The organism is Rhodococcus sp. 15-2388-1-1a, assembly GCF_002259145.1.
Lineage (GTDB): Bacteria > Actinomycetota > Actinomycetes > Mycobacteriales > Mycobacteriaceae > Rhodococcoides.
Genome location: NZ_NPFP01000040.1, coordinates 19004 through 33329, shown reverse-complemented (window position 1 = coordinate 33329; position 14326 = coordinate 19004). Strand labels below are relative to the sequence as shown.

General features: G+C 64.0%; 16 protein-coding genes. 7 read left to right on the top strand and 9 right to left on the bottom strand.

Going from position 1 to position 14326, the window contains the following annotated elements; genetic code table 11:
* Positions 1-12: 12 nt before the first annotated feature.
* The gene (locus CH302_RS22575) at positions 13-498 is read left to right on the top strand and encodes an Lrp/AsnC family transcriptional regulator (protein ID WP_037187587.1); all 486 of its coding nucleotides are present in this window, start codon (positions 13-15) and stop codon (positions 496-498) included.
* Between the two features lie 28 nt (positions 499-526).
* Here CH302_RS22575 and hppD read toward each other — a convergent pair whose 3' ends face one another.
* A complete protein-coding gene (gene hppD, locus CH302_RS22570; RefSeq protein WP_037187590.1) occupies positions 527-1732 on the bottom strand; it encodes a 4-hydroxyphenylpyruvate dioxygenase in 1206 nt (401 codons plus the stop codon).
* Positions 1733-1892: 160 nt separating this feature from the next.
* Here hppD and CH302_RS22565 point away from each other — a divergent pair, with 160 nt between their 5' ends.
* Positions 1893-2408: an Lrp/AsnC family transcriptional regulator gene (locus CH302_RS22565; protein ID WP_037187592.1), complete on the top strand. Its 516-nt coding sequence runs from the start codon at positions 1893-1895 to the stop codon at positions 2406-2408.
* Positions 2409-2440: 32 nt separating this feature from the next.
* Here CH302_RS22565 and CH302_RS22560 read toward each other — a convergent pair whose 3' ends face one another.
* Positions 2441-3124 carry an ABC transporter ATP-binding protein gene (locus CH302_RS22560; RefSeq protein WP_037187594.1) on the bottom strand — a complete coding sequence of 228 codons (684 nt, stop codon included), beginning with the start codon at positions 3122-3124 and terminating at the stop codon, positions 2441-2443.
* Positions 3121-4152, bottom strand: coding sequence for an ABC transporter permease (locus tag CH302_RS22555; protein WP_217903129.1), 1032 nt, complete (start codon positions 4150-4152; stop codon positions 3121-3123). Before CH302_RS22555 ends, CH302_RS22560 begins: the two co-directional genes overlap by 4 nt.
* A gap of 234 nt (positions 4153-4386) precedes the next feature.
* Between CH302_RS22555 and CH302_RS22550 the strand changes: the two genes are divergently transcribed.
* Genes CH302_RS22550 through CH302_RS22535 form a run of 4 tightly spaced genes read left to right on the top strand, consistent with a single transcriptional unit; the run spans position 4387 to position 8030 of the window.
* Complete coding sequence (locus CH302_RS22550; protein WP_037187598.1) at positions 4387-5568, top strand: sensor histidine kinase; 1182 nt, start codon at positions 4387-4389, stop codon at positions 5566-5568.
* Entirely contained in the window at positions 5565-6197 is a 633-nt protein-coding gene (locus CH302_RS22545; protein WP_037187600.1) for a response regulator, read from the top strand. The genes CH302_RS22550 and CH302_RS22545 overlap by 4 nt, the downstream gene beginning before the upstream one ends.
* Positions 6184-7401, top strand: a complete 1218-nt coding sequence (locus CH302_RS22540; protein ID WP_230596144.1) for a sensor histidine kinase — start codon at positions 6184-6186, stop codon at positions 7399-7401. Before CH302_RS22545 ends, CH302_RS22540 begins: the two co-directional genes overlap by 14 nt.
* The gene (locus CH302_RS22535; RefSeq protein ID WP_037187602.1) at positions 7398-8030 is read left to right on the top strand and encodes a response regulator; all 633 of its coding nucleotides are present in this window, start codon (positions 7398-7400) and stop codon (positions 8028-8030) included. Before CH302_RS22540 ends, CH302_RS22535 begins: the two co-directional genes overlap by 4 nt.
* Before the next feature lie 30 nt (positions 8031-8060).
* On the opposite strand, the gene CH302_RS22530 is transcribed toward CH302_RS22535, so the two are convergent.
* The 5 genes from CH302_RS22530 to CH302_RS22510 all read right to left on the bottom strand — a co-directional run bounded on the left by CH302_RS22530 (position 8061) and on the right by CH302_RS22510 (position 13556).
* Positions 8061-9605, bottom strand: coding sequence for a multicopper oxidase family protein (locus CH302_RS22530; RefSeq protein WP_037188833.1), 1545 nt, complete (start codon positions 9603-9605; stop codon positions 8061-8063).
* A gap of 174 nt (positions 9606-9779) precedes the next feature.
* Complete coding sequence (fahA, locus tag CH302_RS22525) at positions 9780-10946, bottom strand: fumarylacetoacetase (protein WP_037187605.1); 1167 nt, start codon at positions 10944-10946, stop codon at positions 9780-9782.
* A gap of 31 nt (positions 10947-10977) precedes the next feature.
* Positions 10978-11766 (bottom strand): hypothetical protein, encoded by a 789-nt coding sequence (locus tag CH302_RS22520; protein WP_037187607.1) that lies wholly within the window; start codon positions 11764-11766, stop codon positions 10978-10980.
* A complete protein-coding gene (locus CH302_RS22515) occupies positions 11763-12956 on the bottom strand; it encodes a homogentisate 1,2-dioxygenase (protein WP_037187609.1) in 1194 nt (397 codons plus the stop codon). Before CH302_RS22515 ends, CH302_RS22520 begins: the two co-directional genes overlap by 4 nt.
* 72 nt (positions 12957-13028) lie before the next feature.
* Positions 13029-13556: a MarR family winged helix-turn-helix transcriptional regulator gene (locus CH302_RS22510; RefSeq protein WP_037187611.1), complete on the bottom strand. Its 528-nt coding sequence runs from the start codon at positions 13554-13556 to the stop codon at positions 13029-13031.
* Between the two features lie 94 nt (positions 13557-13650).
* Between CH302_RS22510 and CH302_RS22505 the strand changes: the two genes are divergently transcribed.
* Complete coding sequence (locus CH302_RS22505; RefSeq protein WP_037187613.1) at positions 13651-13860, top strand: hypothetical protein; 210 nt, start codon at positions 13651-13653, stop codon at positions 13858-13860.
* Here the strand turns inward: CH302_RS22505 and CH302_RS22500 are convergent.
* Positions 13832-14233 (bottom strand): hypothetical protein, encoded by a 402-nt coding sequence (locus CH302_RS22500; protein ID WP_037187615.1) that lies wholly within the window; start codon positions 14231-14233, stop codon positions 13832-13834. The genes CH302_RS22505 and CH302_RS22500 overlap by 29 nt on opposite strands.
* Positions 14234-14326 lie beyond the last annotated feature (93 nt).

Sequence of the window (14326 nt, the reverse complement as noted above, 5' to 3'; positions counted from 1 at the left end):
AGGAGCGGACGAATGGACGACGTCTCGAGACGTGTGGAATTGGACGACACGGATCGTCGCATCCTCGCCGAGCTGACCTCGGATGGACGGGTCTCGATGCGGGTGCTGGCCGATCGGTTGAATCTCTCTCGTGCACATACCTATACGCGCGTCGACCGACTGAAGGATTCCGGTGTCATCGAGCGATTCACCGTTCAGGTCGATCACGGGGCGTCCGGGCTAGGGACCTCCGCGTTCATCGCGTTGTCCATCCGTCAGGATTCGTGGCGCAGTGTGTCCGAGGGTTTGCGGTCGATGGAGTTCGTAGACCACTTCAGTTTGCTCGGTGGCGATTTCGACGTGCTGGTACTCATCAGGACTCCCGACAACGAGAGTTTGCGGCAAGTGGTGCTGGAGGGCCTGCAGTCGCTCGACGGCGTCCGGGCGACGCGCACGTGGTTGATCTTCGACGAGGACCGAGGTGGTCTGGGACGAACTGCGCCGCCCACCGAACGCTGACAGTGGGCGGCGTCGAACAGATCTCGAGTCAGAAGTTGCCGCGAGCGTCCTGCTCACGTTCGATGGCCTCGAACAGTGCCTTGAAGTTGCCGATGCCGAAGCCGAGCGAGCCGTGGCGTTCGATGAGCTCGAAGAACACCGTCGGGCGATCGACCAGCGGCTTGGTGAAGATCTGCAGCAGGTAGCCGTCCTCGTCTCGGTCGACCAGAATCCCGCGCTTCTGCAACTCTTCGATCGGCACTCGGACGTTACCGATACGGGCTCGCAGTGCGGGATCCTCGTAGTACGAATCAGGAGTGGCGAGAAATTCGACGCCCGCCGCGCGGAGCGCATCGACCGAAGACAGAATGTCGTTGGTCGCCAGCGCCAGATGCTGTGCGCCCGGGCCGCGGTAGAAATCCAGGTACTCGTCGATCTGTGAGCGCTTCTTGGCGATGGCCGGCTCGTTCAGCGGGAACTTCACTCGGTGGTTGCCGTTGGAGACGACCTTGCTCATCAAGGCGGAGTAATCGGTGGCGATATCGGCCCCGACGAACTCGGCCATGTTCGTGAAACCCATGACGCGGTGGTAGAAGTCGACCCACTCGTCCATCTTGCCGAGCTCGACATTGCCGACCACGTGATCGAGAGCCTGGAAGATGCGCTTGGGAGCGCCTTCCGGTCGCTGCAACGTCGACGTCCGCGTTACGTAGCCGGGGAGGTAGGTGCCGGTGTAGCGGGAGCGGTCGACCAACGTGTGCCGGGTGTCGCCGTAGGTCGCGATGGCCGCGGTGCGGACTGTGCCGTGCTCGTCGGAGATGTCGGTCGGCTCTTGCAGTACTCGCGCGCCCTGGGCCCGCGCATGTTCGATGCATCGATCCACATCCGGTACGGCCAGCGAGATGTCGATGACGCCGTCGCCGTGGCGCGTATGGTGTGCCACCAGTTCGCTGTCGGGGTCGACGGCTCCCTTGATGACGAAGCGCACTGCGCCCGACTTGAGTACGTACGCGTGGTGGTCACGTTGGCCCGTTGTCGGGCCCGAGTAGGCAACGAGCTCCATGCCGAACGCGGACTGGAAGAAGTGCGCGGTCTGCGTCGCATTGCCGACGACCCACACGATGGCGTCCCAGCCACTGACCGGGAAGGGATCTCGCTTGTCGTCGTATTCCACGAGTCCGACGAGCTGTCGAAGCTGATCGGCGTCGAGATCGGCCAATCTTTCGTCGTCGTTGAGAATGCTGTCGAGGCTCATGAAGTCTCCCGTTGGATCCGAGTGAGGGCGAACTGTTCCGATCAGCCCAACATTGAGGTGTGGGGGTGTCAATCGACAGTCTTCCGCCTGTATGTGATGTACAGATAGAGCAGTTAAAGGGGGGAGTTGCTATACGATTCGTATAGCAAACGGGAGGTGCATGGTGGAATACGCTTTGGACGAGTTGGACCGAGCGATGCTCGCTGCGCTGTATGACAATTCGAGAATCGGCGTGCTCGAGCTGTCGCGAACGCTCGGTGTTGCACGTGCGACGGTGTCGGCCCGTCTGCAGCGCCTGGAGGACAGCGGCGTCATCACCGGTTATCAGCCGAGGATCGGTTTGGCCGCAGCAGGTTACGGGGTGCAGGCGTTCGTCACGTTGGAGATCGCCCAAGGCGCACTCGGCGACGTCATCGCAGTTCTGGAGCAGATACCCGGCGTGCTGGAGGCCTTCGCGACCACCGGTGCCGGTGATGTACTGTGCCGGGTCGCGGCTGCCTCACATGACGATCTGCAGCGAACTCTGATCGTACTCAACCAATCTCGCACGATTGCGCGGTCGACCAGTGTGGTCGTGCTGTCGGAACTGGTCGAGTTCCGAGCGATGCCGTTGCTGAACACGGCAGAACCCGATCGAACGCCGAAGGCCCCTGCCTACCGGCCCACTCGTGAGTGAGGTTGGCGGGCAGGGTCCTTCGGCTCGCCACTTCAATTGGACGGAGCGTCGGCGAGCAGCCGCCCATCCACGATTTCGACTACTTCGTCCATGTCGGACAGATGTGCGCGGTCATGGGTGACCACAACGGTCGCGGTGCCGTTGGTACGGGTCAAGGTGGCGATCAAATCGAGAATCGCTGCTCCTCGCTCGTGATCGAGTGCGCTTGTGGGCTCGTCGACCAGTAGTACTGCAGGGTTGCTCATCAAGGCTCGGGCGATATTGACCCGCTGTCGTTGCCCACCGGAGAGTTGATGCGGCCTCTTGTGCGCGTGCTCGCCGAGGCCGACAGCGTCGAGGAGCGTGAGTGCGGATATTTCGGCACCGCGGGGGGAGTGACCACCGAGGTGGGCGATGACCTGGAGTTGCTCCACGGCGGTCAACGACGGCAAGAGATTAGGCTGTTGAAATACAGTCCCGATCTTGTTGCGCCGCAAAGTCGTCAACTCTTTACGGGTCATGTCGGCAGTGGGTGTTCCGTCGATCACGACGCGACCGCTGTCAGGGGTGATCAGTGTGGCCGCCACAGCGAGCAAGCTGGACTTGCCGGAGCCGGACGGGCCGATGACGGCGGTCATCGTGCCTTTCTCGACGTGCAGATCGACGCCGTCCAACGCAGTGAGCCGGGCGTCGCCGTCGGGGTAGGTGAGAGTGATACCGGTCAGATGCAGGCTCATCGTGCGCTCCCGAGTGCAGTGAGGGGGTCAACGGAGGTAATTCGATTGATGGACAGAGCCGCGCCGACTGCGCCGAGGGCGACGATGATCAGCGCGGGTAGCACCACGGTGCCGGGGTCCAGGACGAACGGCACAGTGCCGCCGACGAGTGCGCCCACTCCTGCGGCCAGACCCGTCCCGACGACGGTGCCGGCGGTCAGCAGCACGACGGCCTGACCGAGGGCATCTCGGAGCAGGTATGCGGTAGATGCTCCGAGAGCCTTGAGAACTGCGATGTCCCCACTGCGTTGGATGGTCCACACGGTGAAGAACGCCCCGATGACAAGTGCGGAGATCGCGAACAGGAACGCGCGCATCAGTTGCAGCGAACCGTTTTCCGAGCTGTAGGAGCCGACGGCGGACTTGGCGTCCGCGGTGGGCACCGTGTGTGTTCCGATCCGTTCGTCGGCCGCAGCGAGGTCGACATCGGTGTCGGTACTCAATCCGACCACGGTCGCGCGCAGTGGGCCTGCGGGGGCTCCACCGGACAATGTCTGCCAGGCCCCCAAATCCATGAAGATCACCGGGGTGTGGCTGTAGGAGGCGTCGCCGTCGAGAGCAGCGACCGTCAGCCGCTGTCCACCGAGCACGAAGTCCTCGCCGATTCCGACGTCCAGTTCCTCTGCGGCCGACGTGGACAGCACTGCGCTGCCGGTGCGGATCAGGTCCGATTTCGGTGCCAGAGTCGAGCCCGGCTGCACGCCGAACGCAGAGATCGAGGCGCTGCGTGAGCCGGCCTCGGCTTTGGTGGTCGTGATGCCGAGCGGTTCCGCTCGCTGCACCCCATCCACTGCTGCCCACTGCTGCCAGGTGGATTCGGTGACGGTGCTGTCGGTGAACGACACCGAGTTGCGTTCCGTCGGTGCCGAGAACGTCAGATGGTCAGCCGGCAGATCGGTGACCGCCGATGTGCTTTCTCTGCCCAAGCCCGCAGTGAGTCCGGACAACAGACCGACCAACATCGTGATCAGGACGATGACGGTTCCCATCAGGGCGAACCGCCCCGTGGCGAATCGTAGGTCTCTCCAGGCGACGAACACGTTTTCTGCCTTTCTCTGCGGACGACCGAATCAGGTATCCGGCAACTGTGTTCAACTCTCGCCCCAGCCTGGGCTCGCTTGCATCGACCGGGAGAGTGCAGTTCGCGAGTCGGAAGGATCACCGTCCGCTACACCTTTTGGCCGATGTCGGTCGGGTGCGAACCGCATAACCTGGACGTCGTTATGGATCCGTCGTCGCTCACCCCTGTCATGCGCATCCTCCGCGGGTGCTTACATCTGATGCTGGCGGCACTGCTCACGCTGTCGGTAGTACGTGCGGTCCAGGAGCGCGTACCGCACCTGACTGCGGTCATCGTGCTCGCGATCGCCCTGGGCGTGGTGTACGCGGTGGGGGCTACCTGGCCGAGAGTGCGTCACTCCGGTGCAACTGCCGCGGGATGGCTACTGGCGGTCGGGATGGTGTGGACGGCATTGCTCGTGGTGAGCCCCGAAGCCGTCTACCTCGCGTTCCCGTTGTTCTTTCTTCAGCTCCATCTCCTGCCGACGACGTGGGGCCTGACGGCGGTTGTGTGGACCACCCTCACGGCGATCGCTGGATTCTGCTGGCATCGAGGAGGTTTCGAGGTCGGGGCAGTAGTCGGGCCCTCGCTCGGTGCCGCAGTCGCGATCGCGGTCGTTCTCGGCTACGAAGCGCTCTACCGCGAGAGCGAACAGCGGCGCACGCTCATCGAGGAGCTGACCGCCGCGCGCGGAGAGCTGGCAGCAGCGGAGCACGAAGCCGGGGTTCTCGCCGAACGTGAACGGCTGGCCCGTGAAATCCACGACACCCTGGCTCAGGGGCTGTCGAGTATCCACTTGCTGCTCCGCGCGGCCGAACGTCTACTCCCCGAACGGCCGGACGAGGCGAACAGGCATGTTGTACACGCCCGAGAAACGGCGTCGAGCAACCTCGAGGAGGCTCGACGCTTCGTTCGTGCGCTGACCCCGCCGGATCTCGAGAACGGCTCGCTGCCTTCGGCGTTGGAACGATTGTGTGCTGGCACCTCTGCAGCTGCAGGGCTACCGGTCGACTGGCAGTTGTCGGGTGTTCCGGTATCCCTCCACACAGCACATGAGGTCGCGCTGCTGCGCATCGCTCAGTCTGCTCTGGCGAACGCCACGCAGCACGCCGACGCGACCCGGGTGACAGTAACTCTGAGCTTCATGGACACCGAGGTGGCGCTCGATGTCGTCGACGACGGTGTCGGCTTCGATCCCGACACCATCAGCGCTGGGGATCGCGGATTCGGACTATCGGGGATGAGGTCACGTGCTCGCTCGCTGCAGGGCACCCTGGTGGTGGAGTCGAGACCGGGCCAGGGCACTGCCGTCGCCGTCACTGTGCCGTTGGAGGTGCGAACATGATCCGTCTACTGATGGCCGACGACCATCCGATAGTGCGCGCAGGGTTGCGTGCGGTGCTCGAGACCGAGTCGGACTTCGTGATCATCGCCGAGGCGACGACGGCCGAGCAGGCGATCGAACTCTCCGCCGAACTCGAGATCGACGTGGTTCTGATGGACCTGCAGTTCGGGCCCGGTATGCACGGCGTCGACGCTATTGCCGCCATTGCCGCCTCTCCCGGCGCACCGCACGTACTGGTACTGACGACTTACGACACCGACGCCGACATCCTCGCCGCTATCGAAGCCGGCGCGGTGGGCTACTTGCTCAAAGACGCACCGCCTGATGATCTTTGTGCAGCTGTGCGCACTGCAGCAGCGGGAGGGTCGGCGCTCGCGCCCGCGGTCGCATCTCGACTGATGGACCGGATGCGGACACCCGGCAGCACATTGACATTGCGTGAGATCGAAGTACTGCAATTGGTGGCAGACGGCCACTCGAACGTGCAGGTCAGTCAAAGGCTGTTCCTGAGCCAGGCGACCGTCAAGTCCCATCTGGCCCATATCTACACGAAGCTGGGCGTGGATTCACGAACCTCTGCCGTGGCAGCTGCAGCGTCCAAGGGGTTGATCCGGCATGGGCAACATTGAGTTCGGCTCGTCCTCGCCGACCGAAGGGGTGATCGAGATGTCCCCGCGCCGCAACTTGCTGCCGTTCGTGCGCTGGGTGCCGTTGGCGTTGGTGCCGTTGCTGCTGCTGGCCAGCAACTTTCCTGACCAGTACCAGGTGCCGCTCTGGTACTGGTCAGCGGCGCTGGCCGCTGCGGTCGTCTTTCTGTTGGGCGGCCGGTGGCCGCTACCGGTCTCGCTCGCGCTGTCAGCGCTGGCGGTGCCGATGTTTCTCGCTCACGCGTGGGGATTGTCGGAGCTGGTTCCCTATCTCGGCGCGGCCGGTCTGGCCGAGGTGGCGATGCGTTCGACACGATCCGCGCCGGTGGTCGTGGCCAGCGTGTGGTGGACGGTCGCGGTTCTGTCGGGGATTGCCGCAGGTGAGTCCTCGACCTTCTGGCGTCCTGCCACTGCGGTCGAAACTCTTGCCGTTGTCGGCTTGCCGTTGTTGTTCGGGCTGTATTTGCGGGCTCAGCGCCGCTTGGCCGCCACGTATCGGGCGCGAGCCGCCGACGCCGACATGCGAAGGCTGGAGGATTCGGCGCGGGCCCGCCTGGCCGAGCGCGCCGCGTTGGCCCGGGAGTTGCACGATCTGGTGGCCCATCACATGGCATCGATCGTGTTGCGGATCGGTGTCGCACAGCATGTTGTGGCCGAGGCCGACCCGCGCGTTCGAAGTGTGCTCGACGACGTCCACGCCACCGCGTCGGGTGCGCTGGACGACATCCGCAGACTTCTCGTAGCGCTTCGGGATCCCTCGCCCGGAGAGGTCGCGTCGGTGGAGGCCGATGCTGTATCCACCGAGATCGCTGCAGCAATCGAGCGCACCCGCGCCACGGGGATCACCGTCGACGCCGAGGTGGATACAGACCTCGGCGAGCTGGACACGATCGGAAGGCTCACCCTGCTCCGGGTCGTCCAGGAGTCGTTGACCAATGTCATGAAGCACGCGGATCCTGATCAACCCGTGACTGTCTCGGTCGTCCGCGAGCACGATGGCGTGATCGCGTCCGTAGTCAGCCGTCTCGACGACCCTGCCGGGGCCGTCGACCCTGCCGGGCACGGATTGACCGGCATGGCCGAGCGTGTCGCGCTCGCCGGGGGCACGCTCGCGGTCGGTGCCGAGGACGGGAGCTGGTCCGTCCGTGCCACGCTCACCTTCTCCGATGCGGAGCGTGGACGATGATCCGCCTACTCATCGTCGACGACCAGCGCCTGGTCCGGGCCGGGCTGCGGATGCTCTGTGAGTCGACCGAGGACATCGATGTCGTCGGCGAAGGTGCCAACGGTGCGGAGGCGATTCGTCTGACCGCCGAAATGTCACCGGATGTCATCCTGATGGATCTGAGGATGCCGGGCCTCGACGGAATCGAGGCCACCAGACATATCCTGGGTTCCGGCTCGGCACCGAAGGTGCTGGTGCTCACCACTTTCGACGACGACGACCACCTCTACCCGGCTCTTGCGGCCGGAGCAGCAGGATTTCTCGTCAAGGACACCGAACCGGCCGAACTGTTGGACGCCATCCGTCGCGTCGCCGACGGCGAACTCCCGTTCTCCCCATATCTGTTGCGAAGGCTCGTGAACCGGGCAGTCGAGGAGGGGCGTGCTGTCGAGCGCACCGAGAACGTCGAGCTCAGCCCGCGGGAGATCGAGGTTCTCAGGCTTCTCAGTGAGGGCTTGGGAAATCAGGAGATCGCGGACTGCTTGCATCTGGGAGTCTCGACGGTCAAGACACACGTGGCGAATCTGATGGCAAAGACCGAGTGCAACAACAGAGTACGACTGGCAGTGTGGGCCTATCGGCGCGGTTGACATCGACAGTGCACGATCGGTCGACGGCGCTCAATGGCCGCCGTGCTGCATGGGTGTGTCTGCAGGCATCTGCATCGGGGTTGCAGTCTGGTTCGGTCCGAGGACCAGGAATTGGCCCATCATGCCCTGATCCTCGTGCCTCATCAGATGGCAGTGGAACATGTAAGAAAACGTCGGGTCCGTGTACTCGGTGAACCGCAGTATCAACCGGATCGTGGTGCCGGGAGGAACGTAGACAGTGTCCTTCCACCCCGCCAGCGCAGGCAGAGGCTTCGCACCGTTGATGTCGAGGAGCTGAAACTGGACATCGTGCACGTGGAAGTTGTGCGGCCAGTTGTCCGCGTTGTGGATCGTCCACACCTCGGTGGTGTCGACGGCCGAGGTGAAATCGACGCGATTCATGTCCATCTGCTCGCCGTTGATCATGAACCACTGCAGTTCGAATCTACGCTCGGCGACTGCGGTGGCCGGTTCGAGGCGGGGGATGTCGGCGAGCACAGCCGGCAACGCCCGGGATCGTTCGGGGTTGGGGACCGGTCGGAGCTCGAGCACGTCGAAGGAATCGGTCAGTCCGTAGTCGGATGCGATGTCGCGGTCGATTTCTGGCTGATCGTCGAACGGGAACGCGCGCAGCATCATCGGAGAACTACCGCCCGCCGCCACCACGATCTCGACTCGTTCTCCGGGGCTGAGGGTGATGCGGCTCAGCGGGAGCGGCTCGCTGAGCAGTCCACCGTCGCTGGCCACCATCGTGAAATCGCGGTCGTCGGCGAATCCGAGGTTGTACATTCGCCCTCCGGAACCGTTGAGGATTCGCAGTCGCACCAGTTCGGTGCTCACCTGCAAGTGCGCGCCGGCGATTCCATTCGTGATGATCGTGTCGCCGAGGAGGCCTGCATCGGTCGGGTCGGACTCGTCGAGAGCACCGTCTGCAGTGAACCGGCGATCCTGGATGATCAATGGGAAGTCATCCACACCATAGGTTTTCGGCAGATCGAGAGAGTCGGCGTCCTCGTCGTCGACCAGGAAGATACCGGCCAGTCCCCGGTACGCATGTTTCTCGGTGGCACCGTGCGGGTGGGGGTGGTACCACAGCGTCGCCGCCGGCTGGTTCACAGTCCACGTCGGCTCCCAGCGTCCACCCGGTGTGATCGTCTGGTGGGGTCCGCCGTCGTATCGCGCCGGGACGTGCACACCGTGCCAGTGCACGGTGGTGTCCTCCGGCAGGGCGTTGTCGATGCTGAACGCGACGGTTTCGCCGCGCCGGGTCCGGATGGTCGGCCCCAGGATCGAACCGTCGAAACCCCATGTCGGGGTCTGCACACCCGGCAACATCTCGGTGCTGCCGGCCTGTGCGGTGAGCGTGAAGTGGCGGACACCGGCGGCGTCGACGGTGGAGTCCAGCAGGGGCGGCACCGGTAGTGGCCGGCGGCCGCCATCGGACGTCGCGGCCTCGACACCGGACGGGGCGGACCCCGGAGTAGACCTACTCGCAGCGCATCCCGCCGACAGGGCAATCGGCGCAGACGCCAACCCCACCAACAAGGTTCGTCGGCTCAACGTATTTCGGACCATGACGTTCACTGCACTCCCGGGTTTCTTGCGGTGTTCGATTACCTCGCGACACAAGCAAGTTTCCGGGGTTCGGCAGACGCAGGCATCCACCCGAGGGCCACGGCTGGCGGAGAAAAAATCCACCGCGGGGGCCTACCGCTACTTCAGAATCTGTGGTACTTCCCTCGACTCCTGTCAGGCCGACACGATCCGACCTCGAACGTCACCGAATCCGATTCGGGCACCGTTCTCCCCTGGAGCACTCGCAGCGATGACGACCTCGTCGCCGTCCTCGAGGAAGGTGCGAGTCTCCGCGCCGAGTGACACCGGTTCTTTTCCGCCCCAGGTCAGTTCGATGAAAGCGCCGCGCTGATTCTTCTCCGGTCCCGAGATGGTGCCCGACGCGAACAGATCGCCGGTTCGCGATGTCGCACCGTTGACGGTCTCGTGCGCGAGCATCTGAGCCGGCGACCAGTACATCGCACTGTACGGCGGACGGGATACGACCTGACCGTTCCACGAGACCGTCAGGTCGATATCGAGAGCCCAGGAACGGGATTCGCGGAGGTACTCGAGCGGCTCGGGGTCTTGCACCGGCGTCGAGGTTCGCGCGTGCTCCAATGCGAGCAAGGGCACCACCCAGGGCGAGATGGACGTCGCGAAACTCTTACCGAGGTTGGGCCCGAGTGGCACGTACTCCCAGGCCTGAATGTCGCGAGCCGACCAGTCGTTGACGATGACTGCACCGAACACGTGCTCGGAGAACCGATCCGGCGAGATGGGACCGTCGGACGGTACGCCGACGACGAAGCCCATCTCGGCTTCGATGTCCAGTCGCCGACTCGGCCCGAAGGTGGGCGACGCCTCGTCGGGTGCCTTGCGTTGTCCGGAAGGCCTCTTGATGTCGGTGCCGGAGACGACAACCGTGCCGGTCCGACCGTGATACGCGACGGGTAGGTGCTTCCAATTCGGTAGCAGCGGTTCGGCATCGGGCCGGAAGAGCCGGCCGAGATTGGACGCGTGATGCTCGGAGGCGTAGAAGTCGACGTAGTCGGCCACCTCGAACGGCAGGTGCATCGTCACATCGGCAACGGACACGATTGCTTCCGCGGGGGTCGTACCGCTGACGATCATGTCGGTGACGGCTTTGCGGACCTCGACCCACCGATTGCGTCCGCGAGCCATGAACTCATTGAGGCTCGGCAAAGAGAATTCTGGATCACCCAGCGCTGCAGACAGATCGATGACGTTGTCGCCGTATCGGACTCCGACATGAGCGTCCGTGCCCGGAGTGCTGACAATGCCGTACGGAAGGTTGTCGATTCCGAACTCGGAATCGGCGGGGATGTCGATGTGCGTCATGAGCGGCGCTCCTGATGTACGGGTATGGGGTTCACTGAGGTGGGACGAGTCCGAGGCGGACGAGATCGTCCAGGGGTTCACGAATGCTGCAGGTGCCGAAGGAGGCAAAGGCGCGCTGTCCCTCGATCCCGGCGACGAGCCCGGCGAGGACGTCTGCATCTCGAATCGCCAGTATCTTCTCGAGCTCACCTACGCGAGCGCCGCTGTGTGCGGCCTGCGCGGCGAGGATCACGTTGAGGAAACCGTGTTGCTCGAATCCGTTGTGGGGATCGGTGTTACGGGCGGCACGGTGCAGACCCGCGGTGGCTTTGAAGTGGACCTCGCGCTGGGCCGCCCGGTGGATGGACGCGGCCAGCTCGTGTTCGTCCGGATATTGGTCGGCCGTGACGCCGCCGGTCCTGAATTTGGCGCGGTACCCGAACTCGTCGACGGCGTCGAAGATGTCGTCTTTTCGGAAGTCTCGGGGAATTTCGACATAGATGTCGATGTCTTGAGTGATGCCGCGCAGCACATCGATGTCGGTGCCGTGGGGCATGGCCACTTCGATGGACACGACCGTCACGCCGGCCGTGCGGTCGGCGGCCCGCAGGCCTGCCTCCACGCTGCCCGGCCCGGCGGGTGCGGTCAACGCCACCTCCATTCGAGCGCCCAGGTCGAGCTCGTTCACCCGGTCCATCGGAACGACCAACGGGCCGACGAGGTCTGCGAACGCACTGGCCCGGTATTCGAGGTGTTGTGCCACAGCAACATCGAGAGGCGCGTTCCCGGGAGGGAAGGCGGCGGCGTCGTCGCACAGGCGATGGAAGAACTTCGGGATCATCGGTTCGGTCCCCGGCCGGCCCAGGTCCAGGCGTACCCGGTGTCCTCGCACGCGAGCGCACCCTCGCCGAGTTCGAGGGGGCGGAACGTATCGACCATGACGGCCAGTTCGTCGAAGAACTCGGCACCGATACTGCGTTCGTAGGCACCGGGTTGCGGTCCGTGAGCGTGACCGCCAGGATGTACCGAGATCGAGCCTTGCCCGATGCCGGAGCCCTTGCGGGCCTCGTAGTCGCCGCCGACGTAGAACATGATCTCGTCGGAGTCGACGTTGGAGTGGTAGTACGGCACCGGGATGGCCAGTGGGTGGTAGTCGACCTTGCGCGGCACGAAATTGCAGATCACGAAATTGGCCCCCTCGAATGCCTGATGCGCAGGCGGTGGTTGATGCACCCGGCCGGTGATCGGCTCGTAGTCGGAGATGTTGAACGTGTACGGATACAGGCAACCGTCCCACCCCACCACGTCGAACGGGTGGTTGGGGTAGACGTATCGGGTTCCGACGATGCCCGTCGAACCACGATGTTTCACAAGCACTTCCACGTCGGTGCCTTCGCCGAGGAGGGGCTCGGTCGGGCCGTGCAGATCGCGTTCGCAGTAGGGAGCGTTCTCGAGCAGCTGGCCGTACTTCGACAGGAACCGCTTCGGTGGCGCAATATGACTGTTGGCTTCGATGGCATATGCGCGAAGTGGACCGTCGGGAATCCAACGGTGCGTCGTCGCGCGCGGAATGAGCACGTAGTCGCCCTGTTGCGCCTGGAGAGCGCCGAACACCGTTTCGACGGTGGCAGAACCGGATTCGATGTAGACCATCTCGTCACCGATCGAATTGCGATACAGCGGTGATGTTTTCGATGCGACGACGTAGGACAGCCTGACGTCGGCGTTGCCGAGGACGAGTCGCCGGCCGTTGACGGCGTCGGTGTCCGCCACGGCGGATTCTGGAAACAGCTCGTGCAACTTCAGGTGCCGCGGCACGAGTGGGTGGTTGGGCGTCGTCGATTGATCGGGGAGCTCCCAGACCGTGGCATCGACGATGGCCGACGGTATGTGGCGGTGGTACAGCAGAGACGAGTCCGACGAGAAGCCCTCTTCGCCCATCAGCTCCTCGTAGTAGAGGTTGCCGTCGGGAGTTCGGTGCTGGGTGTGCCGCTTCGGCGGTACCGATCCGAGCTGCCGGTAATAGGCCACGTCATCGCTCCTGTGTTGTCTTCACCGCTTGTAGTAAACACATTAACTATTTTTACGTGATCTACGCAACCCTCAGTTGCGTCCCCGGACGTCGAATTGGCTGCGGTGGGTGATGAGTTTGGTCAACAGCATCACCAGGATCCGCTGCTCGGGTTCGGTGAGCGCGCTGGCCCACGCGTTCTCTCGTTCGTTCTGTTCGGCAAACGCCTCGACCATCTCGTCGTGCCCCTGGGCGGTGAGGGCGAGGCGCACCGAACGCCCGTCCTTCTCGTCGGGAGTGCTGGCGAGCAGTCCGCCGGCGATGAGGGTCTTGGACAGGTTGGATACGGCCGCGCGGCTCATACCCGTCAGCTCGGCCGCCCGCTTGGGCTCGATCGGGCCCGACAACCACGTGACGAACATCAGCCGGAACGACGACCACGACCAGCCTCGCGGGCGATGGACCGTCGCTTCGAGGTCGTAGGTGACGATGTTCGACGCCCGGTTGAGGGTCAGTAGTACCTCGGTCGCCAGCTGATGCTCGAACCCGTAGTCCCGGGCCAGCGTGGTGTTGGCGGTCTCGATGAACGACCAGAAATCGGGCTCGGGTGAATCGGTCACAGATTCACTGTAGCCATGAACTCATCTGATCAACACCTTTATTATTTCCGCACGCGCGATTCGTGTCTCATCCCGCAGGGGCCATGATGGACCCATGAGCTCGAAGAACCTGTTCGGTGGCCCACGGACTCTGCTGATCGTGGCAGCAGTGGTCATCGTGATCGCACTCGTCGCTGCCGCCGCAACGCTGATCGTCCGTGCCGTCCTCGGACCGCCCGAGGGCGAGAACAAGTTCGAGATTCAGGGCTACTCCGTCGTGCAGTTAGATCCCCAGGTCAACGACCTCGCGCTCGCCACACGCTAGCCGACTCCGCACCGACCCGCGGGTCGTGGGTCTGCTGAAAATTGCGGCCACCGCGCGCGAAGGTCTGCAGTGTCGCCGCGGGAACCTCGCGCTCGGGAACGGGTTCGCTCGTCCACTCGCAGTCCCGCACGAAGATCATGTTCGACGCCACCGCGTCGGCGCTGTGATCTTCCCGCATAGGGCCGGAGATGCGGCCGAGAAAGTACTCCCCACGCTCGGTTCGCGTCCAGATCCACGATCCGTCGGGTACCTGCTCGAAGCGGTCGACGCGTCGTAGTGAGCGTTCGTCGTCGGCCGTCATTCCGCAGAGACCATAGGTGAGGGCACGCTCGACGCCGCCCGGCATGGGTGCGCGATAGACGGCGTCCGGCATGCAGCCGAGCCTAGGCCCCGAGGGGTTTACATACCATTTGGTCTGTTGCCCGATGATCTCGGGACGCTGGGTGTAGCGGTAGCAACCTCGCAG